The organism is Ruegeria halocynthiae, from assembly GCF_900106805.1.
Classification (GTDB): domain Bacteria; phylum Pseudomonadota; class Alphaproteobacteria; order Rhodobacterales; family Rhodobacteraceae; genus Ruegeria; species Ruegeria halocynthiae.
Map to the genome: position 1 here is coordinate 304,179 of NZ_FNNP01000001.1, position 22,835 is coordinate 327,013.

Annotated in this window: 18 protein-coding genes; 12 read left to right on the plus strand and 6 right to left on the minus strand. The window is 57.7% G+C overall.

The genetic code is table 11. The features are described from left to right. Positions 1–13: 13 nt before the first annotated feature. Together BLU89_RS01595 and BLU89_RS01600 are read left to right on the plus strand one after the other, a co-directional pair. A complete protein-coding gene (locus tag BLU89_RS01595) occupies positions 14–3,028 on the plus strand; it encodes a sarcosine oxidase subunit alpha family protein (protein WP_074733923.1) in 3,015 nt (1,004 codons plus the stop codon). Further along, on the plus strand, positions 3,021–3,590 hold the full coding sequence (locus BLU89_RS01600; protein ID WP_074733925.1) for a sarcosine oxidase subunit gamma: 570 nt from the start codon (positions 3,021–3,023) through the stop codon (positions 3,588–3,590). Before BLU89_RS01595 ends, BLU89_RS01600 begins: the two co-directional genes overlap by 8 nt. A 42-nt stretch (positions 3,591–3,632) precedes the next feature. On the opposite strand, the gene BLU89_RS01605 is transcribed toward BLU89_RS01600, so the two are convergent. Together BLU89_RS01605 and BLU89_RS01610 are read right to left on the minus strand one after the other, a co-directional pair. Further along, positions 3,633–4,100 carry a hypothetical protein gene (locus BLU89_RS01605; RefSeq protein WP_074733927.1) on the minus strand — a complete coding sequence of 156 codons (468 nt, stop codon included), beginning with the start codon at positions 4,098–4,100 and terminating at the stop codon, positions 3,633–3,635. A 21-nt stretch (positions 4,101–4,121) separates the two neighbouring features. Beyond that, positions 4,122–4,883 carry an FkbM family methyltransferase gene (locus BLU89_RS01610; protein WP_074733929.1) on the minus strand — a complete coding sequence of 254 codons (762 nt, stop codon included), beginning with the start codon at positions 4,881–4,883 and terminating at the stop codon, positions 4,122–4,124. A 101-nt stretch (positions 4,884–4,984) separates the two neighbouring features. Between BLU89_RS01610 and BLU89_RS01615 the strand changes: the two genes are divergently transcribed. Together BLU89_RS01615 and BLU89_RS01620 are read left to right on the plus strand one after the other, a co-directional pair. Further along, positions 4,985–5,584: a superoxide dismutase gene (locus tag BLU89_RS01615; RefSeq protein ID WP_074733931.1), complete on the plus strand. Its 600-nt coding sequence runs from the start codon at positions 4,985–4,987 to the stop codon at positions 5,582–5,584. 268 nt (positions 5,585–5,852) lie between these two features. After that, entirely contained in the window at positions 5,853–6,305 is a 453-nt protein-coding gene (locus BLU89_RS01620) for a host attachment family protein (RefSeq protein ID WP_074733933.1), read from the plus strand. A gap of 48 nt (positions 6,306–6,353) precedes the next feature. Here BLU89_RS01620 and BLU89_RS01625 read toward each other — a convergent pair whose 3' ends face one another. Then, positions 6,354–6,905, minus strand: coding sequence for an LOG family protein (locus BLU89_RS01625; RefSeq protein ID WP_074733935.1), 552 nt, complete (start codon positions 6,903–6,905; stop codon positions 6,354–6,356). Positions 6,906–7,031: 126 nt separating this feature from the next. Here BLU89_RS01625 and BLU89_RS01630 point away from each other — a divergent pair, with 126 nt between their 5' ends. The 3 genes from BLU89_RS01630 to BLU89_RS01640 all read left to right on the plus strand — a co-directional run bounded on the left by BLU89_RS01630 (position 7,032) and on the right by BLU89_RS01640 (position 10,657). Then, entirely contained in the window at positions 7,032–8,321 is a 1,290-nt protein-coding gene (locus BLU89_RS01630) for a LysM peptidoglycan-binding domain-containing protein (protein ID WP_074733937.1), read from the plus strand. A 58-nt stretch (positions 8,322–8,379) separates the two neighbouring features. Then, positions 8,380–10,191 carry an ABCB family ABC transporter ATP-binding protein/permease gene (locus tag BLU89_RS01635; RefSeq protein ID WP_074733939.1) on the plus strand — a complete coding sequence of 604 codons (1,812 nt, stop codon included), beginning with the start codon at positions 8,380–8,382 and terminating at the stop codon, positions 10,189–10,191. Between the two features lie 142 nt (positions 10,192–10,333). Beyond that, the gene (locus BLU89_RS01640; RefSeq protein WP_074736284.1) at positions 10,334–10,657 is read left to right on the plus strand and encodes a hypothetical protein; all 324 of its coding nucleotides are present in this window, start codon (positions 10,334–10,336) and stop codon (positions 10,655–10,657) included. 48 nt (positions 10,658–10,705) lie between these two features. On the opposite strand, the gene BLU89_RS01645 is transcribed toward BLU89_RS01640, so the two are convergent. Next, positions 10,706–14,494: an efflux RND transporter permease subunit gene (locus BLU89_RS01645; protein WP_074733941.1), complete on the minus strand. Its 3,789-nt coding sequence runs from the start codon at positions 14,492–14,494 to the stop codon at positions 10,706–10,708. Further along, on the minus strand, positions 14,491–15,714 hold the full coding sequence (locus BLU89_RS01650; protein ID WP_074733943.1) for an efflux RND transporter periplasmic adaptor subunit: 1,224 nt from the start codon (positions 15,712–15,714) through the stop codon (positions 14,491–14,493). The genes BLU89_RS01645 and BLU89_RS01650 overlap by 4 nt, the downstream gene beginning before the upstream one ends. Positions 15,715–15,940: 226 nt before the next feature. Between BLU89_RS01650 and BLU89_RS01655 the strand changes: the two genes are divergently transcribed. The 5 genes from BLU89_RS01655 (at position 15,941) to BLU89_RS01675 (ending at position 21,459) form a co-directional block, all read left to right on the plus strand. Then, positions 15,941–16,612 (plus strand): hypothetical protein, encoded by a 672-nt coding sequence (locus BLU89_RS01655; RefSeq protein ID WP_074733944.1) that lies wholly within the window; start codon positions 15,941–15,943, stop codon positions 16,610–16,612. 41 nt (positions 16,613–16,653) lie between these two features. After that, complete coding sequence (locus BLU89_RS01660) at positions 16,654–17,976, plus strand: PQQ-like beta-propeller repeat protein (protein ID WP_074733946.1); 1,323 nt, start codon at positions 16,654–16,656, stop codon at positions 17,974–17,976. Positions 17,977–18,025: 49 nt separating this feature from the next. Then, positions 18,026–19,489 carry a ribosome biogenesis GTPase Der gene (der, locus tag BLU89_RS01665; RefSeq protein ID WP_074733948.1) on the plus strand — a complete coding sequence of 488 codons (1,464 nt, stop codon included), beginning with the start codon at positions 18,026–18,028 and terminating at the stop codon, positions 19,487–19,489. 164 nt (positions 19,490–19,653) lie between these two features. Beyond that, positions 19,654–20,640: a fatty acid desaturase gene (locus BLU89_RS01670; protein WP_074733949.1), complete on the plus strand. Its 987-nt coding sequence runs from the start codon at positions 19,654–19,656 to the stop codon at positions 20,638–20,640. A 90-nt stretch (positions 20,641–20,730) separates the two neighbouring features. After that, positions 20,731–21,459, plus strand: coding sequence for a helix-hairpin-helix domain-containing protein (locus tag BLU89_RS01675; RefSeq protein ID WP_083347700.1), 729 nt, complete (start codon positions 20,731–20,733; stop codon positions 21,457–21,459). Between the two features lie 52 nt (positions 21,460–21,511). Here BLU89_RS01675 and serS read toward each other — a convergent pair whose 3' ends face one another. Then, positions 21,512–22,804: a serine--tRNA ligase gene (gene serS, locus BLU89_RS01680; protein ID WP_074733952.1), complete on the minus strand. Its 1,293-nt coding sequence runs from the start codon at positions 22,802–22,804 to the stop codon at positions 21,512–21,514. Between the last annotated feature and the right edge of the window lie 31 nt (positions 22,805–22,835).

Sequence of the window (22,835 nt, forward strand, 5' to 3'; positions counted from 1 at the left end):
AAAGGTCCGCAACATGAGCACCCGCCTCGCAAAACAAGGCCGTCTGATTGACCGGTCGAAACAGGTCACCTTTTCTTTCAATGGTACCACCATGCAGGGATACGAAGGCGACACGCTTGCCTCGGCCCTGCTGGCTAACGATCAGATGATGATGGGCCGGTCGTTCAAGTACCACCGTCCGCGCGGCGTTGTTGCCAGCGGTGCCGAAGAGCCCAACGCTCTGGTTGGTCTGGGTCAGGGTAACCGATTTGAACCAAACCAGCGGGCCACCACGACCGAGTTGTTCGATGGTCTGACGTCGGTGTCGCAGAACCACTGGCCGAATCTGGAATTCGACGTGGGCGCGATCAACACGCATCTGTCGCGCTTTCTACCTGCTGGTTTCTACTACAAGATGTTCATCCATCCGAAGCCATTCTGGAAACACGTTTACGAGCCGTTCATCCGTAAATCTGCCGGTCTGGGCAAAGCGCCTGACAAGGATTCGCGTGATGCGGATACGTATGAGCATTTCTATGCCTTCACCGATGTTTTGGTGATCGGCGGCGGTATCGCCGGTTTGCAGGCAGCCAAGACGGCGGCGCAATCCGGTGCCAAAGTCCTGCTGATCGAACAAACCGCGCATTGGGGTGGTCGCGCCCCGGTTGATGACGGAACCGTAAATGGTGAACCTGTGGATAAGTTCGTGGAACAATTGGTTTCCGAACTGGAAACAATGAACAACGTCACCATGCGCCGTCGCTGCATGGGGGCAGGGGTTTATGACCACGGATATGTGCTGGGTTACGAGCGTCTGAATGATCACAAACCGGGCACGCAAGGCCCGCGTCATCGCCTGTGGCGCATCCGTGCCAAACAGGTTGTAACAGCAACGGGTGCAATAGAACGCCCGCTTTCCTTCGCGGGCAATGATGTGCCGGGAGTGATGCTGGCCTCAGCCATGCGCGACTATGTTGTGAACTGGGGTGTGACCCCGGGTGAAAAGGTCATTGTGGCAACAAACAATGACGACGCGTATCGCACCGCAATTACCCTCAAACATGCGGGTGTGGATGTTTTGCGGATAGTTGATGCTAGGTCAGCCGCTGGAGCACTGGCTGAGGAAGCCCGTCAACTGGGCATCCGCATTGATCCGGGTAAGGCCATCGCCAAGGTCAAGGGCGGCAAACGTGTCAAGAAAGTTGCGCTTTGCAATCAGGACGGCATTGGCGGCGCGCGTGAAGAGGTCGAATGCGATGCCGTCGCTATGTCAGGCGGCTGGTCTCCGGTTGTTCACATGTGGTCGCATTGTGGTGGCAAGCTGATCTGGGATGAGGGCCACGCCCATTTCCGTCCCGACCCGTCGCGTCCGCCCCTTGGTGCCAACGGCGAGGGATTTGTGGTCGCTGCGGGTAGCTCAAACGGGCCTCTTGCCTTGGGTGATGTGCTGACCGATGCACATGCAGCCGGTAAGGCGGCGGCGAAGGCGGCGGGCTTCAAGCCCAAGAACACCAAGGCCCCCGCTGGTGAGACAACGACCGAAGCACCGATGGAAGCCGTATGGCTGATGCCGTCCAGTGCGGATATTCACCTGCGCATGAAATCGTGGCTCGACTTTCAGAATGACGTCAAGGTCTCGGATGTTCAGTTGGCCGCGCGCGAAGGCTATGAGAGCGTTGAACACACCAAACGCTACACCACGCTGGGCATGGCAACTGATCAAGGTAAATTGAGTAACATCAATGGTTTGGCAATCCTTGCTGATGCATTGGAATCGGAAATTCCGAAAGTTGGCACCACCACGTTCCGCCCGCCCTATACCCCCATTTCGATGGGTGCGATCGGCGGTGAAGCGCGCGGTCAAGTGTTCCAGCCGATCCGCCAGACCCCGATGCACAATTGGCACGACAAGAACGGCGCGGATTGGGAGCCGGTCGGTCATTGGCGCCGTACCTATGCCTATGTACGCCCCGGTGAATCCGTTCATGACGCGGTGAACCGCGAGGTCAAGAACACGCGTGAAAACCTTGGGCTGCTGGACGCATCGACGCTGGGTAAGCTGATCGTCAAGGGCCCCGACGCGGGTAAGTTCCTGGACATGATGTACACCAACATGATGTCCACGCTGAAGGTCGGCAAATGCCGCTATGGCTTGATGTGCTCGGAAAACGGATTCCTGATCGATGATGGCGTTGTTGCGCGCATCGATGAGGATACTTGGCTGTGCCACACCACGACGGGCGGTGCCGAGCGCATCCATGGTCACATGGAAGAATGGCTGCAGACCGAATGGTGGGATTGGAAAGTCTACGTTGCCAATGTGACCGAGCAATATGCTCAGGTCGCCGTGGTTGGCCCCAATGCCCGCAAGGTGCTCGAAAAGTTGGGCGGCATGGATCTGTCGAAAGAGGCGCTACCTTTCATGGAATGGCGCGACGGCAAAATCGGTGACTTCGATGCGCGGGCTTACCGTATCTCGTTTTCGGGTGAGCTGTCCTATGAGATCGCGGTTCCTGCATCTCAGGGGCAGGCGTTCTGGGATGCTCTGATGGAAGCAGGCAAAGAGTTCGGGGTGATGCCTTACGGCACCGAATGTCTGCACATCTTGCGCGCCGAGAAGGGCTTTATCATGATCGGGGACGAGACTGACGGCACCGTGATCCCACAGGATCTGGGGCTGCACTGGGCGCTGTCGAAGAAGAAAGAGGATTACTTGGGCAAACGTGCCCATTCGCGGACCCATATGGCCGATCCTGAGCGCTGGAAATTGGTCGGTCTTGAGACTGTGGATGGATCGGTTCTGCCGGACGGTGCGTATGCGGTGGGCGAAGGCGTGAATGCCAACGGACAGCGCAACATGATCGGTCGCGTGACGTCGACCTATTACTCGGCCAATCTGGGCAAAGGCATCGCCATGGGTCTGATCAAGCACGGCCCAGACCGGATGGGCGAGATTGTCGATTTTCCGGGAACGGACGGCAAAACATACAAAGCCAAGATCGTGGACCCGATCTTCTACGACAAGGACGGGGAGAAGCAGAATGTCTGAACCCATCAGCGCACTGAACCACGCCTCATATGACGGCGGTATTGCCCGTGTCGAGGAATGCGGCCTTCAGGGCATGATCACCCTTCGGGGTGATCTCTCTGATAAAGTGCTGGCCAAGGCCGTCAAAGACGCCACTGGCCAGAAAGTGCCCAATCAACGCAAGGCTCTGGTGAATGGCGACACGGGCGTCTGTTGGATGTCCACGGATGAGCTGCTGGTACTGGTGCCCTATGCTGAGGTGGAAGCCAAACTGGCGGCGATGACCAATGCGCTTAGCGGCGTCCATGCTCTGGCGGTCAATGTTTCTGATGCGCGGGCAGTGTTCCGTATCTCGGGCGCCAGCGCGCGCGAGGTTCTGGGCAAGCTTGCCCCGGTCGAGCTGTCGGCAGAGGCCTTCCAGCCCGGCCAGATTCGTCGCTCGCGTCTGGCGCAGGTCGCGGGCGCGTTCTGGATGGACGATGCCGACAGCTTCCGCGTCGTCTGCTTCCGCTCGGCCGCGGATTATGTCTTCAACCTGCTCAAGGTTGCCGCGCAGCCGGGCAGTGAAGTTGGGGTTTACTAAATAAAACTGATAAGAACGCCCCGGTTGATCCGGGGCTTTCTTTTAGCTTTCGACCCGGCAGGTGCCGACGCCGTGTGGTTTGTTTGCTGCGTTCATGTTGGCGAATGACATTCGAACTTTGACAACATTGCCTTTCGGATTCAGATAGGCTTGGTACCGGACGCGTGCGTTTCCGCCAGCTGATAGGCGAGCATTTTTGTGCCAGACCATCCGATAGCCCTTGGAGCCGCGATTCTTGAAACGCGTTTCAATCCACTCGGGTCTGTCTGCCACTTTCGCGCTATCGCTTTCGGGATCCACCTTGAACGCATATTCCGGAGCAATCCATCCGTGACTGTCCTGCTTGGTCATCTTGCAAACATAGGTGATATTTTCTGCTGCGGCTGTTTGCGCAAAGAAAGCAGCAGCAATAGTCAAAAGAAATCTTTTCATTTTATCCAATTTGTCGTGGTTTTTGATGTGCCACTTAGTGCTGAGCCCACTTGAAGGTGCAAGCGGATTTTCGCGCATGAGAAAAAAAATATCGAAATTCTACCCTTGCAAGAGGATTGTCCGGTACTGGTTCAGGCTATCCTCGGTCAGAAGGTCAGAAACCGTCAGCGGTTGCATCTTTTCGTCCGACAACTTGGTGTAAAAGCTCAGCTCATCCAACAGCGCGTGCACACGCTCTTGTCGTTCTTGTTCGGGCAACAGGGGGGCGTGAAGTGACAAGTAAAGGGCAGGGCGATGTTCCCTCAGCCATGCGGCCAGAGTGGGGACTACAACAAACTCAGCCCCTTCGATATCCATTTTGACCAGAGAGATCTGCGATAGATCGTTTGCCACTTCGAATTGGTCCCAGGCAATGGTAAGCGCATCCGATCCATGCGCACCGTCATGCAAGAGCGAACTGGTTGAGTCCCCGGGCTCACCGCGCACCGAAGCCATACGAGCCACTCCGAACTTATCGGACAAAGCCACACCAAAGGCCGAGACATTCTGAATTTCGTTAAGATCCAGATTCCATGCCAGATGCCGGAACGCAGTCGGATCGGGTTCAAAACACCACACGCGGCGCGCTTTGCGGGCTCCGTAAAGGACGGTGGGGCCGATCCACGCTCCCACATCCAGATAATCACTATCAGGTGACAGGAACCGATCCAGAACGGCAAATGTCTCGGGTTCCCAATCACCAGCCGATGCCTTGCACCAGAATTTCGAATGATAGGGATCCAGGCGAAACGGTTCACCGTTGAGGTGACCCAAATAATATCCGCGAGCGCGGTAAAACATTTTGCGCGCCTGTGTCAGCATCGCGGACCTCCGGGTTTTTGTGTCACGGGCCTTGACCTGCGGCGGCTGTCAAAGCATTTAACCTGTGGAACCGCAACATTCATTTTCAACAGGGGGCCGAGATGGCTTTTGAACTTCCTGATCTTCCTTATGCACATGACGCGCTGGCAGCCAAGGGCATGTCGGCGGAAACGCTGGAATATCACCACGACCTGCACCACAAGGCCTATGTCGACAACGGCAACAAGTTGATCGCGGGTACCGAGTGGGACGGCAAGTCGCTGGAAGAGATCATCGTTGGCACCTACGACGCAAATGCCGTGGCACAGAACGGTATCTTCAACAACATCAGCCAGCTGTGGAACCACAACCAGTTCTGGGAGATGATGGGCCCCGGTGGCAATGCCATGCCCGGCGAGCTTGAGAATGCCCTGACCGAAAGCTTTGGCTCGGTTGACGAATTCAAGTCGCAGTTCGGCGCGGCTGGCGCCGGTCAGTTCGGCTCGGGCTGGGCGTGGCTGGTCAAGAACGCGGACGGCTCGCTGGCCGTGACCAAGACCGAGAACGGCGTGAACCCGCTGTGCTTCGGTCAGACCGCGCTGCTGGGCTGCGACGTGTGGGAACACTCCTACTACATTGACTTCCGCAACAAGCGCCCGGCGTACCTGTCGAACTTCCTCGACAATCTGGTGAACTGGGAAAACGTCGCATCGCGGATGTGATCTGAGATTCCTGTATGGAAAGGGCCTGCTGGCGGTGACGCTGGCAGGCCTTTTCTGTTTTTGGTGGAAGCTCGCCGATGAAGCCGAATTAATCTGGCGCGCTATTGTACGGCCCCCTCCAATACCTACCTAATGTAGGCGGGAGGGAGAAACCGCCAACTACTAGAAAAACAACATTAAACTGTGCCGTAAGAAGTGCTGCACAGGTCAGGCGAGGTGCGTCTGATACTCTGAGGACAGTTGGTTCAACCTTTGTAGGAGATCACGAATGGCTGCACTTGAACAGGGAACATGGGTTATCATTGCCGACGGAGAAAAGGCGCTGGTGATGGAGAATATCACCGATGCGCAGGACCCGAATCTGGTTGTCGTATCCGTCGAAGAACAGGACGCAGGACCAAGTAAACCGACCGACCGGGCAGGGCGACGACCCGATACAGGCCCGAACCAGAAATCAGCGGTTGAGGAAGACAATTGGAAAGCCCACGCCAAATCTCTGTTTGTTCAGGATGTGGCGAACCTGTTGAACCGCAAGGGCTTGAAAGGGGCGTATAAACGACTGGTGTTGGTCGCCAGTCCCCAAGTTCTGGGCCTGTTGCGTCGCAGACTGCATAGTGAGGTACTGGCCAAGGTGGTGGCCGAGGTTGACAAGACCCTGACCAACCACCCGTTGCACAAGGTCGAGCGGATACTCAGAAACCGGCTGGCAAAACCTGCCTGAGGGAAAGCTGATACTCGGGCGGTTCATGCCGCCCGAATGTCGCCCAAGTCAGTTCAGTAGCCTGCGAAGCTCGGACATCGCGGTTTCTGGTGTGTCGACCCAGGTGATGAATTCTGCAAGCGATGCGTCGGCAAACCCCTGACCAATCAGCTGGTCCAGCAGTGTGTGCAGCGTGTCCCAATATCCGTCTACATTCGTCACCAGAATGGGTTTGTCGTGCAGACCCAACTGACGCCATGTCAGCGCTTCGAACAGCTCATCCAGTGATCCCGGCCCACCGGGCAGGACTATCACGGCATCAGCATTCATGATCATGACTTTCTTACGCTCGTGCATTGTCTCGGTCACGATGAAACGAGTGAGGTCGGTCTTGCCAACCTCGCGTTGGAGCAGGTGCACCGGGATAACGCCGAATGTATCGCCACCTGCGGATTGCGCCGCGCGCGCGACCTCGCCCATCAGTCCCACATCTCCGGCGCCATAGACCAGCCGCCAGCCTTCGTCGGCCAGCAACATTCCCAGATTGTGAGCAGCAGCCGAGTAGGCTGGATTCACACCATTGCGTGACCCGCAATACACACAGACGGATTTCTGGGACATGGGTTGGGTTCTCTGCTCTTGTGTTAGGGGTTTTGACCCTTGATAGCGGGATTGATAGGTTGGCTCAACCATCCGTTAGATTGCGCGCCGGTCAGGGCGTTTGTCGGACGGAGTGAAAGGAAAAGAATGGACGCCAAATCGGGAAGCGGAGGCTCGGGTACCTTCATATGGGGGTTGATTGCCGGGATCGTTGTGGTGCTCGGGTCGGGCGGGCTGTACTTGTCCGGTATGTTCGGCGCGCCGCAGGAGCAGGCGGTGCCTGATGAGGGTGCTGTGACGACCCTGCAAGATGCGCAGCCGGCTGATGGGCAACCCGAGGAACAGGCCGCGGATTCTACGGAACTGGCGATTGAATCCACAGAACCGGCGGCTCAGGATGCGCCCGCCGAGAGTGTTGAACAAGCCCCGACCGTGGTGGCACCGGTGCTGGATCAGATATTCGTCGAGCACGATGGCAATACCCTGCTCTCGGGGAATGCAGAGCCGGGGTCCGAAGTCAGTGTACTGTTGGACGGCGAGACTGTTCACAGCTTTGTCGTCGACGAGAGCGGACAATTCGCCGAATTCCTGTCGATCCCGTTTGCCGATGACGCGCGCGGGCTTGTCCTGCAGACCCGGAGCGGTGAGGAAACCAGCCGGTCCGATGACTATCTGATTGCCGCCCTGCCTTCACCGGTAACGCCCGACGTGCCTGCGGCCCCTGCCGATGGGCCGGTCGCAGATGCGACCGAGGCGCAAACGACGGAAGCTGAAGCAACTGGAGAAGGTGAAACCGAAGTCGCAGAGAGTTCGGTACCCGCAGCCGCCGACGCCGAAACCGCGACTGAACCGCAGCCTGAATCAGGTGGCGCAGCGGACCAGCAGATTGCAATCCTGCGCTCGGGTGAAGAAGGGGTTGAACTGGTGCAGCCTCCTTCTGTGCAGGATACGCCGCCGAAACAGATCGCTCTTGATACAATCGGTTATTCAGACACTGGCGATGTTAAGCTGACCGGGCGCGCTCGGGACGGATCAGCGGTGCGCCTGTATCTGGATAACCAGCTTGTGGCTGACCTTGCTCCCGCGACCGATGGGCAGTGGCGTGGCGAGGTCGAAGGTATCGATCCCGGCGTTTACACTTTGCGCGTGGACGAAGTTGCGCCGGACGGCACCGTGGTCAGTAGGCTCGAGACTCCGTTCAAACGCGAACCGATTGAAACCCTGCGTGCTGTCGAAGCCAACGAGCCCGGTGACACCCTTGCCGAAACTCCGGCCATCCGTTCGGTCACGGTTCAAAAGGGCGATACGCTCTGGGCGATTTCGCGGGACCGGTTCGGTGATGGTGTGCTGTATGTCAAGCTGTTCGAGGCTAACAAGAATGCCATCCGCAATCCTGACCTGATCTATCCGGGGCAGATTTTCACCATCCCCGAATGAGCTTTGCACTGGCCCTTTCCGGGCCGTAGCCTATCTCTGACCGCAATTAAGGTACGTGATGAGACAACCATCCGCGATCCAAACCGACCCGGACCAAAATCGCTCAGGCTGGCGCACCATCCGCAAGGTGGCGCCTTATCTTTGGCCTGAAGATGAAACATGGGTGAAACGCCGTGTTGTGTTGGCGCTGGCGATGCTGGTGCTGGCCAAGTTGATCGCTGTTTATACACCAATCCTGTACAAGGGCGCGGTGGACGGGCTGGCGGGCGAGGGCGTGCCGCCGCTGGCATTGGGCGCGGTTGGGCTGACTGTGGCCTATGGTGTTGCCCGGATGATGACGGTCGGATTTCAGCAATTGCGCGACGCGCTGTTTGCCCCGGTCGGGCAGCGCGCGCTTCGGGCGCTGGCGCTTGAGACGTTTCAGCATATTCACCAGCTTTCGATGCGGTACCATGTGACGCGACGCACGGGTGGCCTTAGCCGGATCATCGAGCGCGGTGTGAAAGGCGTTGAGTTCCTGTTGCGGTTTCTGCTGTTCTCGATCGGCCCGCTGATCCTTGAGCTTTTGCTGGTTTCGATCGTACTGATGTGGTTGTTTGACGTTTGGTATCTGGTCGTCGTCGCCATCACCATCGCGCTTTACATCTGGTTCACGTTCGCGGTCACCGAATGGCGCGTGAAACTGCGGCGCGAGATGAATGATCAGGATACCGAGGCCAACCAGCGTGCCATCGACAGTCTTCTGAACTTCGAAACGGTCAAGTATTTCAATGCCGAGACACGCGAGGCCGAACGCTATGACGTTTCGATGAAGGGGTATGCCCAGGCTGCGTTGAAAACGGCCTATTCGCTGGCTTTCCTGAACTTCGGCCAGTCTTTACTGATCACCTGTGGCCTGATTGGCGTGATGGTGCTGGCCGCGAAGGGTGTGCAAAGCGGGTCTCTGACGGTGGGTGATTTTGTGATGGTAAACGCCTACATGATCCAGATTACCGTGCCCCTGAATTTCCTTGGTACTGTGTATCGTGAGATCCGGCAGTCGCTGGTCGATATGGGGCAGATGTTCGATCTGTTAGAGCAGCCTGCGGAAGTGATGGACAAACCCTGCGCTCCGAACCTCAGGGTAAATGGCGGAGAGGTCACCCTCGAGAATGTGCATTTCGGATATGAGGCGGAGCGCGAAATCTTAAAAGGCGTTTCCCTGACCGTGCCGGCAGGTCAGACAGTGGCGATCGTCGGGGCCACAGGTTCGGGCAAATCCACCATCGGGCGGCTGTTGTTTCGGTTCTATGATGTCACCGGCGGGTCGCTAAAGATCGACGGTCAGGATGTGCGCGATGTCAGTCAGACCAGCCTACATGCCTCAATCGGGGTTGTCCCGCAGGATACGGTCCTGTTCAACGACACGATCCGCTACAACATCGCCTATGGGCGCGAGGGCGCAACGCAGGATGATGTGGACGCCGCCGCCAGAGCCGCGCAAATTCACGATTTCATCGTTAGCCTGCCCGAGGGCTATGACACTAAGGTGGGAGAGCGCGGCCTGAAGCTGTCAGGTGGAGAGAAACAGCGCGTCGGCATCGCCCGAACACTGCTTAAGAACCCGCCAATTCTGTTGCTGGACGAGGCGACCTCGGCTTTGGATACGGATACTGAACAAGACATCAAAGATGCTCTGTCGCGCGCCGGTGTGGGGCGCACCGTGATCACAATCGCCCACCGCCTGAGCACCATAGCCGAGGCTGATCAGATTGTTGTGCTGGAACAAGGTGAGATCATTGAGAAAGGCACACATGACGAACTGCTTCGGCGCGCGGGACGATATGCTCAGCTCTGGAGTCGCCAGCAATCTGACGGTCAGGCGGCTTGAATCCGCGCTGCGTTGGGCGTCGGTTCGCACCTATGTTAATCCGCCACAAATGAAATCAATCGCGTTTGGCTGCGTTTTCCGTTTGACGCGGATTATCGGCCGACACATTGTGCGCACCGCACTACAGACAAGGGTAAATCTCATGAAATTTCGAGCAGCGGCAGTGTTGACTGCGACGGCACTGATGGCGACTTCGGCGGCGGCCGAGGATCTGGAGTTTTTGATCATCAATGAAACCAGTTTTGATCTGGTTGAATTCAATGTTTCCCCAGCCTCGTCCGGCAGTTGGGAAGGTAACCTGCTTCAGGGCGGTTATCTGGGCTCGGACTATGAAGTTGGTGTTCTGATCGCTGACGGACTGACCACCTGTGTCTACGATATTCGCGGTGAATTCAGCGACGGGGAATCTGTCGAAGACTATGGTTTGAACCTGTGTGATCTGGGCGAATATGCGTTCGTCGAATGACGTGTCCACCAGATTGTAAAAAAGGCGAGCCCGAGGGCTCGCCTTTTTTTATTCCGCGGCTTTCAGCGGTGTTTTCGGCGGATGATCGGGGCGGTCATCCTGTGTGCTCTCACGAGTGGTTGCCGACTGATTTTCATCCGTCCAAATCATTTCGGTCGCTTGCATGTCGCGCGCGCTTTGGCCAATCGCCATATCCTGTGCGATCTGGCTTGATCGCCCGGCTGTGGACCGTGCCAGTGCCTTGCCCAGCCAAACAGCGTAGGTCGTGACCCATACACGTAGCGCCAGAAGCGATGGCGTCACGATCAGCGTAAGGACGGTGGCTGTGCCCAGTCCGAACACCACCGCCGTCGCCAGTTGCTTCCACCAAAGCGCTGTGGGGCTGTCGATCGAGTATCCGCCGCCGATGAAATCCAGCGACAGGCCGAACATCATCGGGGTCAGGCCCGCCATGGTCGTCAGTGTGGTCAGCAATACCGGACGGATGCGTGCCTCGGCCGTGCGAACGATGGCATCAATGCGCGACATGTATCCGCTGTATTCCTGATAGGTGTCGATCAGAACAATGTTGTTGTTCACCACGATCCCTGCCAAAGCGACGATGCCGGTCCCGGTCATGATGATCGAGAACGGCTGCTGCATTACCATCATCCCGATCAGCACACCCGTCGTGGATAGAACCACCGCCAGCAAGACCAGAGCCGAGTTATAGAACGAGTTGAACTGAGCCAGCAGGATCACGAACATCAGGCCCAGTGCGGCCAGAAACGCGCTGGACAGGAAAGCCTGGCTTTCTGCCTGATCTTCCTGATCGCCGGTCCATTCCCATGCGATGGTGCGGCCGAACGGGTCGGTTTGCAGCCATTCGGTCAACACCGCGATCCGTTCGTTGGGGTTTATCAAGGCGAAACGTGCATTGCCTGAATCGATCTCGGCTGCCAGAACGTTGACGTTTTCCGCGCCTGTCAGCGTTATTACCTCAAAGATACTACCTGTCGAATCGGTGACGGTTGAGCCAGAGGGTTCCATCCCGTCGACAAGCTCGCGCAAGATTGCCATCCGTTGTTCGGTGCCATCAGGGTTGTCGACGACGACCTTGATCAGACCCGGCTCAACATCCGCCTTGACGTCATAGTAGCGTTGTTGATTCACACGGTTGATTTCGGCCAGCTTAGGCACCGGTTTGCGCGTGACGAAGTTCGATAGCGGGATCAGTCCGTCCGGGGTGCGCACCTTGAGCGTATCCAGAGTGGACAGGACGCGATCTTGATCGGGCAGGCGGACGCGGATTTCGACCTCTTCGTCGGTGGAAACCGGGCGCATCTCACCCAACAGGATGCCGCGTGTCACAAGCTGTACCATTGCGCCAACCGTTGCGACGTCCGCACCAAAGCGACCTGCCTTGGCTACATCCACGTCGATTTGCCAATCGATGCCGGGCAGGGGCAGGGTATCCTCGATCTTGATCAGACCCGGGGTGTTATCGAACGCCTCGCGCGCTGTGATCGTTGCTTCTGTCAATTCCTCCCAGCCATCGCCTTTGATCCGCAGATGCACAGGTTTGGCCGAAGCGGGCCCTTGCTCCAGTGGAAGGATCTCGACAATAAAGCCCGGAATTTTCGCCAGTTCAGCGTTCAGCTGATCCAGAACGAAATCACCGTCATATTCCGGGGCGACCACATGCCGGTCGAACAAGCCTCCGGCAATGGGTTCTGACACGTTTGGCCGGTCTTCCCAGGGTATGATCTCAAACTGAACGCGTCCTACTGTATCCGCCGGGGCGCCAGCCCCGCCATCATTCTGATTCAGGCCACCTTCACCAGCAAATGAAAACACATTGATCACCGCCGGATGGGCGCTGATGACGCGCTCGGCCTCGAGAACCATCTCATCCTTTTCAGCCAGAGACAGATTGCCACGCGCCCGAACATAAGCCGTGGCTTGTTCCGGTTCGCTTTCGACGAAGAATTCAACGCCGCGCGCGTTTTGCGGGAACACGATGAATGCGATCCAGAAGACAAGCGCAAAGACTACTGCAATCGATACGACCGGCATGACTGGATTGCCGACCAGAAACTTGACGACATACCCGAAGGGTGTGTGCTCTTTGGCGGTGTGAATATGCTCGTCAGGGGCGCGTTCGATCTTGGCTGCACTCAGCGTGACCGAACCTGCAAAGGCACCGATCAGGAACATCAGCACGCCTACGATTGAGCCACCGGGTAGCAGATAGTTGGGGTTCAAGACCTGCATTGCGCCGAGGAATATCAGGTACAGTGACGGCGGCACCAACAGCGCACGCAACCACCACGGCGCGCGGGCCCGCAACCAGCTCGAGCTGCGCTCGAAGCTGCGGCTCATCCGGCCCGAGACACCGCCAACGACCGGCAGGTAGATCAATGCCACAATCAGCGAAGCCGACAGAACAAAGATCAAAGTGATTGGGAGCATTTTCATGAACTCACCCGGAATTCCGGGCCAGAACAGCATCGGCAGAAACGCGCACAAGGTCGTGGCTGTCGATGAGACAATCGGCCAGAACATCCGTTGTGCAGCCTCGACATAGGCGTGCATCGGACCGACGCCTTCTTTTATGCGCTTGTCGGCATACTCCACCACGACGATGGCACCATCGACCAGCATGCCCACGGCAAGGATGAGGCCGAACATGACCATATTCGAGATTGTGACCCCGATCATCGCCAGAAAGGCAAAGCACAGCAGGAAGGATGTCGGAATTGCAAAGCCCACCAGCAACGCGGCGCGTGTCCCTAAAGAAGCCAGAACCACGATCATCACCAGCGCGACGGCGGTCAGGACCGACCCTTCAAGCTGACGCACCATTGAATCGACGATGCGACTCTGGTCGTTTGAGGTGCCCACATCAACAGCAGCTTGTAGTTCGGCTGGCCACTTGGCCTGTTCCTCGGCGACGGTGGCTTTGATCAGCGCAACGGTGTCGATCAGATTGAAGCCCTTGCGCTTGACCACCTGCAGCGCGACCGTGTGCTCTCCGTTGAACCGCGCCGTGCCCGCGCGGTCTTCGAACGTATAGTTAATCTCAGCCAGTTCGCCGAGTGTCACCACACGGTCTCCATTGACTTTGACAGGCAGCCCATAGACATCCTGCGCAGTCTTGAAGGATGATGGAATCTTGACCGAGAAGGTGCCCTGTTCGGTTTCAACCTCGCCTGCGGCGATCAATTGGTTGTTGTTCTGTACGACGTTGATCAGTTCCGCAGCCGTGACGTTGTAGGCCTCAAGCCGCAGCGGGTCGATCACGACCTCAAGCATTTCATCTCGGTTTCCGGCAATACCAGCCTCAAGCACCGCATCCAGCGCTTCCAATTCGTCCTGCAGATCTTTGGCAACGCGCGCCATCGTGCGCTCGGGCACTGGGCCGGTAAGGTTGACGATAACAATGGGAAACTCGGAGAAGTTGACCTCAGTAATCGTATATTGCTCGGACCCATCGGGGAAATCGGCCTGTGCAGTGTTCATGGCATCGCGTACATCGGCGATGGTGGCTGATTTGTCCCAACCGAACTCAAACTCCAGCAGAACTCCCGCATAGCTTTCAGCGGCGGTGGCGGTCATCGTGTCCAGCCCGTCGAGATCAGCCATCTCGGTTTCCATCGGTTTGATCAGTAGGCTTTCGCTGTCCTCTGCCGAAATGCCGGGAAACTGGACCGATACAAACAGCATCGGGATATCAATATCCGGCTCACCCTCTTTTGGCAGGCTGACATAGGCGAATCCGCCGATCACCAGTGAGATCGCGATGAAGGCCAGAACCATTCTGGCACGGCCTGCGGCCCAACTGACTATGCCCGTCATTGCGATTTTTCCCTGTAAGTCGGTACGACCGTCACGCCGCGTGTGACGAATTCCTGGCCGACCACAATGATGTCCGCGGTTTCCGGAAGGCCGTCAGCCCACACACCATCGGCGGTGTCACGCAGCAGGCGGATGGGAACAAAATCAACCACATTATTGGCAATCACCGTCCGCACCCCAAGCTCACCTTCATTGTTCAGGGTCAGCGCCGATTGCGGTAGCAGATGCGCTTTGACACCTTCGGCTGCGATCTGAATGTTGACTGTCTGCCCATCGCGGATCAGCAGTTCCGGGTTTGGCACAGTGATCTCCACCTCAAAGGTCCGAGTGGTTTCATCAGCGGAGCGGCTGAGGAAAGTCACACGCCCCTCAACCTGCAAACCAGTGACCAGCTGTGCTGACGCCATTGATCCGACGATGATCCGGTTCACTTCGGTTTCCGGCACGAACGCCACAAGCTTGATCGGGTCAAGCTGGATTACGGTTGCGCATAGCGAGCCGGGCTGCATCAGGCTGCCCAATTCTGCGGTATCACTTTCCAGCAAGCCTTTGAAAGGGGCCTCGATGGTCAGGCGATCTATCTCGCGTTGCGCCGCCGCAACCGCCGCAGTCGCGGCCTCGATCCCGGCCTGCGTTGCTTCCAGACCGGCCTCAGCGGATTTGATTCCAGCCTCGGCGGTGCTCATCTCAGCCTCGCTTGAGATACGGCGCGTTTCCGACCCGAACCCGGTTTCAGACAGTTTGCGGGCGGCCTTCAGATTGATTTCAGCCTCGGCCAGACGGGCATGCGCCTCTTCAATGCGGGCTTCGGCTTCGGGTACACGACTTTCTGCCTCAAGCGTTGCAGCCATGGCCTCGGCAAGGCTGGCAGGGCGGGTTCCGGGGTCAAGCTCGCAGAGCAGGTCACCTGCTTCGACAAATGTACCTTTGCGCTTGGGTTCCGACAAAACGGTCGAGATCGTCTCGGCCAGCACTTCGACCTGACGATTTGCCCTGGTTTGACCCCGCAACTGCACGGCACTGCCGATTTCGCGCGCGGACGAACGCAGCACAATGACGCCAATCGCATCTGATGGCGGACCTGTTTCCACCACGTCGGTTGCAGTTTCCGCAGGCTCATCGCTGCGACCGGCAAACGCAAAAAGTGAATCGCGTTCGAAGACAAGGAAATACAATGCAATGATGACCAAAACGGCGTTAACGAATGAGATCCATCGCATACGGTACATTCTCCAAAATTTTTCTAGCGGTCAGCTTTGGTGTCTACGCCTTGAAATGGGGTAGGCGCAGTGGATTTTCCATACTGAACTGAATAGTTCGGTTTAATTTTTTTCGCAAGGGCTGGGCGTGTCGATGCAAATGTGTGAATTCGGGCACTTGGCTTGGCCTGAACGCCGGGGTATGACATGGCGCTAGAAAACCGGACACACGAGCCTGGGGGCAGGGATGAGCGACGCCGACAGTTTTATTGATGAGGTCACCGAAGAGGTGCGCCGCGATCGCATGTACCTTCTTTTGCGCCGTTGGGGCTGGGTTGGTGTGGTCGCTGTCGTCGCCATCGTTGGGGGGGCCGCGTTTAACGAATATCGCAAGGCACGCGATACCAATCAGGCCGAGGCGCTGGGCGATGCGATTCTGTCGGCGCTGGCCGAGAATGAATCGACCGGACGTGCCGCCAGCCTTCAGGTGGTTGATGCCGCGTCTGCCGGGGGTGATGCGGTTCTGGGAATGTTACTGGCTGCCTCGCAGGCCGGGGCCGGGGCCGAACAGGATGCCGTGAACAGCCTGAACGCCATCGCCACGCAGGGCGATTTGCCCGAGATCTACCGTGCGATTGCAAGCTTCAAGGCGCTGCTGCTGCAAACCGATACGATGCCGGTGGCGGATCGCCGTCAGCAGTTTGAAGCGCTTGCCATACCCGGCGCGCCCTTGCGCCTGCTTGCCGAAGAACAACTGGCCCTGATTGATGTGGCCGAAGGAAACACTCAAGCTGCTTTGGACCGGCTGCAGGCCTTGCGTCAGGACGCTGAGGCCAGCGTCGATCTGCAACAACGAGCAGCTCAGCTTATCATCGCGCTTGGCGGCAACCCCGAGCCCGTCGCGGCCCAGCAGGGTTGAGCCCGCAGCGAAACGGAACATCACAGGCGAGTTTGTAGAATATGGTAGCACGTTATTTCTCACGCTTTGGATTGCCCGCTGCGGCGATTGCACTGACCGCTCTGGGCGCCTGTCGGGAGCCCGAAGTCATACTGCCTGGCGAGCGCGAGAACATTCGCGCTGTGATCGACAACGAAACTGTGGAAACACGCAGTGCCAAACCGATCAGCCTCCCGGCTCAGAGCAGGAATGCAAACTGGTCACAAAGCCCGGGCACGCCAGATTTCCGCACTTCAAACGCCGCGCTGAGCGCCTCACCGCAGCGAATCTGGTCGACAAATATCGGTGGGGGTGACAGCCGCAAGCAGCGGATCACCGCAGATCCGGTTGTTGCAGGCGGCCTTATCTATACACTCGATTCCGGTGCAAATGTTTCTGCAGTGACACCACAGGGTCAAGTCGCCTGGAGCACCAACCTGATTCCGCCGAATGAAAAAGACGAAGATGCCACGGGTGGCGGAATCGCCTATGCCGACGGCGTGCTTTACGTTTCATCCGGTTTTGGCCGCCTCACGGCGCTGGACGCAAAATCTGGTGCGCAAAAATGGCAAAAACGCCTGAACGCGACCGGCAGTGGCGCGCCTTTGGTCAGTGGCGGAATTCTCTATTTGGTGGCCGGGGACGAAACCGGTTGGGCCGTGAACACCAAGGATGGGCGTATTATCTGGCAGATCGAAGGCACGCCAAGCGTTGGCAACGTGCTGGGTGCGCCTGCACCCGTTATCGCCTCTGACCTGTCCGTCTTTGCCTTTGGATCGGGTGACATTGCAGCAACCTTCCGCCGGGGCGGCATCCTGCGCTGGAATGCATCCGTGGCGGGTGGGCGCCGGGGCCGTGCGTCAGCGCAGATTGTCGACGTGACTGCTGGCCCCATGGTGTCCGGCAATTCGATCCTGATCGGCAACCATTCGGGTCGCACGGTTTCGTTCGATACCGGTACGGGTGAGCGTAACTGGACTGCACTGGAAGGTGCCGTTGATACGGTGTGGCCTGCGGGGAACAGCGTCTTTCTGATCAGTGACCGCAGTCAACTGGTACGATTGGATGCGGCGGATGGAACGATTGTCTGGGCAATCGATCTGCCTGGCTTCGTTAAAAACAAGCCGGGTCGCCGGGGCCCGATCTTTGCCCATTACGGACCAATCATGGCCGGTTCACGCCTTGTCGTCGCCTCGAACGACGGATATCTGCGCTTCTTTAACCCTGTTGACGGCGCGCTGGTGCATCAGGCCGAAGTCCCGGGTGGCGCGACCACCGCACCGGTGGTGGCAGGGCAGACGCTGTATGTCGTGTCGACCAAAGGTGAACTGCACGCTTTCCGTTGACGACAAGATGCGCTAAAGGGCGCATCTTGAGTCTTGAAAGTTGAATATCATGTCGCTGACCCTCGCCATCGTGGGGCGCCCGAATGTGGGCAAATCCACCCTGTTCAATCGCCTTGTGGGCAAACGTCTGGCTTTGGTCGACGACCAGCCTGGCGTGACGCGCGACCTGCGCGAAGGCGAAGCACGATTGGGCGATCTTCGTTTTACCGTGATTGATACCGCAGGTCTTGAGGATGCGACAGATGACAGCCTTGAAGGTCGCATGCGTCGCTTGACCGAGCGTGCCGTGGATATGGCCGATGTCTGCTTGTTCATGATCGATGCACGTGCAGGGCTGACGCCTACGGATGAGATGTTCGCTGAGATTCTGCGCAAGCGATCGAAGCACGTGATCCTTGCGGCAAACAAGGCCGAAGGCAACGCGGCGGATGCGGGTGTACTTGAGGCTTATAATCTAGGGCTTGGTGAACCGGTTCGTCTGTCGGGAGAGCATGGCGAGGGGATGACCGATCTTTACGCCCACCTGATGCCGTTGGCCGACGCAGCCGAGGAAGCGCAGGTTGATGAAGCGCCGGTCACCGATATCGAGCTGGATGAGGACGGTGAGGGCGAAGCGCCTTTGATCACTGATGCAAAGCCTTTGCAAGTTGCCGTTGTCGGACGTCCGAACGCAGGTAAATCCACCTTAATCAACAAGATCATGGGCGAAGATCGCCTGCTGACCGGCCCCGAGGCTGGAATAACGCGCGATGCTATCAGCCTTCGGATCGACTGGGCCGACCCGGATGGTGACAGCACACCCATGCGGATTTTCGATACCGCAGGGATGCGGAAGAAGGCCAAGGTGCAGGAGAAGCTGGAAAAGCTCTCGGTCTCGGATGGCCTGCGCGCGGTGAAATTCGCTGAAGTTGTCGTGGTGCTGCTTGATGCGGCTATCCCATTTGAACAACAAGACCTGCGTATTGCTGATCTGGCTGAACGCGAAGGTCGCGCTGTAGTCGTGGCAGTCAACAAATGGGACATCGAAGAGGACAAACAGGATAAGCTGCGCGATCTGAAAGAATCGTTCGAGCGTTTGTTGCCTCAGCTTCGTGGCGCGCCGCTGATTACAGTGTCCGCCAAGACCGGACGGGGGTTGGAACGGTTGCGCGCAGCGATCCTGCGCGCCCACGATGTCTGGAACCGTCGTGTCCCGACGGCTGCACTGAACCGCTGGTTGACTGCGATGCTGGAACAGCATCCACCGCCAGCACCACAGGGGCGCCGGATCAAGCTGCGTTACATGACACAAGTCAAAACGCGCCCGCCGGGCTTTGTGGTCATGTGCTCGCACCCTGACAAGATGCCCGCAAGCTATTCACGCTATCTGGTCAATGGTCTGCGCGAAGATTTTGATATGCCCGGCACACCGATCCGCCTGACTTTGCGCGGACAGGGGGACAAGAACCCCTATAAAGGTCGGCGCAAGAAAAACGCGGGTGCTCTGGCCAAGCATCTCAAGGGACGCGCGTAACTGCGCTAATTTCCAGCATTTTCGGACAGGGGGCGTGACAGTCCCTTTTCCGCGCGTTAGCATTCAAACGCGTGCATTTGTTTTGCACGTACTGCTTGTTTGCGGGTTCTCCGCACCTAATTTTGGAATTGCTGTTAACCGGACCACCCTGGGGAGCGGGCGTGATGGATTTGAGAGAATATACAAGACAATACGCGGTGCAGGACAACAAACTTGCCGCGCTGAGTTACTTCGGAACATTTGCGGTGTATTTTGCGTCGCTGGCACTGGCGGTCACTTATGTAGATCGCTGGTATGTCATGATTCCGGCGGGGGTAGTTTTTGCCTTTTCCGCTGTGCGGCTTTATGTGCTGCAGCATGATTGTGGGCACCATTCGCTGTTTGAGACCCGCCAACAGAACGAATGGGCTGGCCACGGACTGTCACCGTTTACCTTCGCCCCTTTCGAGGTGATGAAACAGAACCACAATTTGCATCATGCCGGGATCGGCAACCTCGAGCATCGCGAGACCGGGGAAATACACACCATGACGGTACGCGAATGGAATGAGGCCGACTGGACAACGCGCTTGTTCTACCGGCTTTACCGGAATCCCTTCATTCTGGTGCCAGTCGGGGCGCTGTTTACGTATTTCATCCGCTATCGCTGGCCCAAGAACACCGTTCGGTTCGGCGTGAGGGGCGTGGTGTTACACAATCTCTCAATTGTTGTGTTTTTGGGTCTGCTTTATCTGATCGCGGGCTCAACGGGCATTCTGGTCTGGCTGGTGTTCTCGCTGTTGGGCGGGATGTTGGGGGTGTTTCTGGTATATCTGCAGCACAATTTCGAAGACACCTACTGGGATCGTCGCCCTGATTTGGACCCTAAGCTGGCGGCGTTGGAGGGGTCTTCGGCGCTGGATTTCGGCTGGTGGTTTGACAATGCGGTGGCGTGCATCACCTTGCATGACATTCACCACTTCAATGCGCGCATTCCGTCCTATCGGTTGCGTGCGTGTCACTATAACCTGCCGCCGGAATACACACCGCGCCGGATCAAGTTCCCCGAGGCGGTGGCGGCACTGAATCTCAAACTATGGGATGAGGACAACAAGCGCCTCGTGCCGTTCCCCCGAAAGGCTTCAGGCCAGCAGCTTGCGCATGGTGGCTGACGCAAGGGTGAGCCTCGCGGCTCGATGCGCCCGTCCGACGTATGTGCCGGACGCGTGTGCAATAATGAGAAGATAATGAAAGGATCCGTGATGACCGCAGTTAAAGATGTGCGCGGCGTAGGAAAAGCGCTGGCACAGGCGCTGAGTGCGAAGGGCTATAAAACGGCCGAGGCACTGGCCAAGACCGAGCCGGACGATCTGATTGATATTCCGCGCATCAGTACCGCCAGCGCTGCAAAGCTGATCGCGGCGGCGAAAGATGCTGTCGGCGCCAAGTCAAAACCTGCGGCCCGAGCGCCCGCACGTCGCACCGCGACCCGTAAACCGGCAGCGCGGCAATCGGCTGTCCGTCGGGCGACGGCGAAGAGCAATTCGGCTGCTAAAAAGGCCGATTCCGAACGCAAGGCGGCAGCAGAGCGCGCAGCTGCAGAGAAGGCCGCCGCTGAACGCAAGGCCGCAAAAGAACGTGTAGCTGCAGAGAAGGCCGCCGCTGAACGCAAGGCCGCAAAAGAACGTGTAGCCGCAGAGAAGGCCGCCGCTGAACGCAAGGCCGCAAAAGAACGTGCAGCCGCAGAGAAGGCCGCCGCTGAGGCGAAGGCAAAGAAAAAGGCGAAGGCGAAGGCCAAGGCCGAGAAGGCTGCCAAGAAGAAATCTGAAATTGAGGCGGCATTTTCCAAAGCCAAGGAAAAGATCAAGGAAAAGTCCAAGAAGGGTAAGAAAGACAAGAAATCCAAAAAGGACACCAAAAAGAAAGACACAAAGAATAAGTCCGACAAGAAGTCCGGAAAGAAGAAAGATAAGAAAAAGGCGAAGAAGTAAGCCCTCTCCGCCCTATCCGATCAAGAACCGGCGCCTTCATGCGCCGGTTTTCTTATGCCAATGTGCCGTCGGCCTTCAGTGTCAGCTTACCGCCCAGATAGGGGGCCAGCACCTCGGGCAGGGTGACCGTTCCATCCGCATTCTGACCGTTCTCAAGTACGGCGATCAGGCAGCGCCCGACAGCCAGCCCCGAGCCATTCAGCGTGTGGACGTGTTCTGGCTTGCCGCCGGCCTCAGGCCGGAAACGGGCGTTCATGCGTCGGGCTTGAAAATCTCCGCAGGTCGAGACTGAACTGATCTCGCGATAGGTGTCCTGACCGGGCAGCCACGCTTCGATGTCATAGGTGCGGCGTGCGCTAAAGCCCATGTCGCCAGTGCACAGGATTAACGTGCGATAGGGGATGCCCAACTTTTCCAGGATACCTTCGGCGCAGCGCAGCATACGCTTTTGTTCGTCGTCAGATTTGTCCGGATGGGTAACCGAAACCATTTCGACTTTTTCGAACTGGTGCTGACGCAGCATTCCGCGTGTGTCCTTGCCCGCGCTGCCCGCCTCGGACCGGAAACATAGCGAATGTGCGGTATATCGGCTGGGCAGGTAGCTTTCCTCGATCATCGTGTCGTTGACGATATTGGTCAGCGATACCTCAGAAGTCGGAATCAGCCACCAGCCTTCGCGGGTCTGATAGCTGTCTTCGCCAAATTTTGGTAGTTGCCCGGTGCCCTGCATCATCTCGGACAGAACCAAAACCGGGCCGTTGACCTCGGTCAGTTCATTTTCGTTGATGTGCGTGTCCAGCATGAATTGTGCCAACGCGCGGTGGATGCGGGCAACACCACCGGACAGCAGCACAAAACGCGAGCCAGAGAGCTTGGCCGCTGTTTCAAAATCCATGCCGTTCTGGACGGCTTCGATCTCGAAATGCTCTTTCGGCGCAAAATCCAACGCACGTGGAGTGCCCCAGCGGCCGATCTCGACATTATCGTCCTCATCCGCGCCTTCGGGCACATCCTCGGCGGGCAGGTTGGCGATGCGGATCAATTGGTCGGTCAGCAGCGCGTCCAGATCCTTGGCCTCGGTTTGCATCCGGGCCACTTCGGCCTTTTTGTCGGCAACCAGCGCGCGAAGGCGTTCGAATTCGGCCTCATCACCGCGCCCTTTTGCGGCGCCGACTTCTTTGGAAGCCTTGTTTTGTTCAGCCTGAGCGGTCTCGGCGGCCAGAATCTTGGCCCGGCGGCTTTCATCCAGCCTCAGCAGATCTGACGACACCGGCGCGTCCCCACGGCGCGCAAGGGCGGCGTCGAAGGCGGCTGGGTTTTCGCGAATGGCGCGGATGTCGTGCATGGTTCAGATCCTTAAATGCGTGAATCACTGA

Excerpts from the sequence above, each read along its gene's own strand:
- BLU89_RS01615 (WP_074733931.1), top strand. The coding sequence starts at position 4,985 with ATGGCTTTTGAACTTCCTGATCTTCCTTATGCACATGACGCGCTGGCA.
- BLU89_RS01630 (WP_074733937.1), top strand. The coding sequence starts at position 7,032 with ATGGACGCCAAATCGGGAAGCGGAGGCTCGGGTACCTTCATATGGGGG.
- BLU89_RS01600 (WP_074733925.1), top strand. The coding sequence starts at position 3,021 with ATGTCTGAACCCATCAGCGCACTGAACCACGCCTCATATGACGGCGGT.
- BLU89_RS01625 (WP_074733935.1), bottom strand. The coding sequence starts at position 6,905 with ATGTCCCAGAAATCCGTCTGTGTGTATTGCGGGTCACGCAATGGTGTG.
- BLU89_RS01640 (WP_074736284.1), top strand. The coding sequence starts at position 10,334 with ATGAAATTTCGAGCAGCGGCAGTGTTGACTGCGACGGCACTGATGGCG.
- BLU89_RS01660 (WP_074733946.1), top strand. The coding sequence starts at position 16,654 with ATGGTAGCACGTTATTTCTCACGCTTTGGATTGCCCGCTGCGGCGATT.
- BLU89_RS01620 (WP_074733933.1), top strand. The coding sequence starts at position 5,853 with ATGGCTGCACTTGAACAGGGAACATGGGTTATCATTGCCGACGGAGAA.
- der (WP_074733948.1), top strand. The coding sequence starts at position 18,026 with ATGTCGCTGACCCTCGCCATCGTGGGGCGCCCGAATGTGGGCAAATCC.
- BLU89_RS01610 (WP_074733929.1), bottom strand. The coding sequence starts at position 4,883 with ATGCTGACACAGGCGCGCAAAATGTTTTACCGCGCTCGCGGATATTAT.
- serS (WP_074733952.1), bottom strand. The coding sequence starts at position 22,804 with ATGCACGACATCCGCGCCATTCGCGAAAACCCAGCCGCCTTCGACGCC.
- BLU89_RS01670 (WP_074733949.1), top strand. The coding sequence starts at position 19,654 with ATGGATTTGAGAGAATATACAAGACAATACGCGGTGCAGGACAACAAA.
- BLU89_RS01675 (WP_083347700.1), top strand. The coding sequence starts at position 20,731 with ATGACCGCAGTTAAAGATGTGCGCGGCGTAGGAAAAGCGCTGGCACAG.
- BLU89_RS01605 (WP_074733927.1), bottom strand. The coding sequence starts at position 4,100 with ATGCGCGAAAATCCGCTTGCACCTTCAAGTGGGCTCAGCACTAAGTGG.
- BLU89_RS01655 (WP_074733944.1), top strand. The coding sequence starts at position 15,941 with ATGAGCGACGCCGACAGTTTTATTGATGAGGTCACCGAAGAGGTGCGC.
- BLU89_RS01595 (WP_074733923.1), top strand. The coding sequence starts at position 14 with ATGAGCACCCGCCTCGCAAAACAAGGCCGTCTGATTGACCGGTCGAAA.
- BLU89_RS01635 (WP_074733939.1), top strand. The coding sequence starts at position 8,380 with ATGAGACAACCATCCGCGATCCAAACCGACCCGGACCAAAATCGCTCA.
- BLU89_RS01645 (WP_074733941.1), bottom strand. The coding sequence starts at position 14,494 with ATGACGGGCATAGTCAGTTGGGCCGCAGGCCGTGCCAGAATGGTTCTG.
- BLU89_RS01650 (WP_074733943.1), bottom strand. The coding sequence starts at position 15,714 with ATGCGATGGATCTCATTCGTTAACGCCGTTTTGGTCATCATTGCATTG.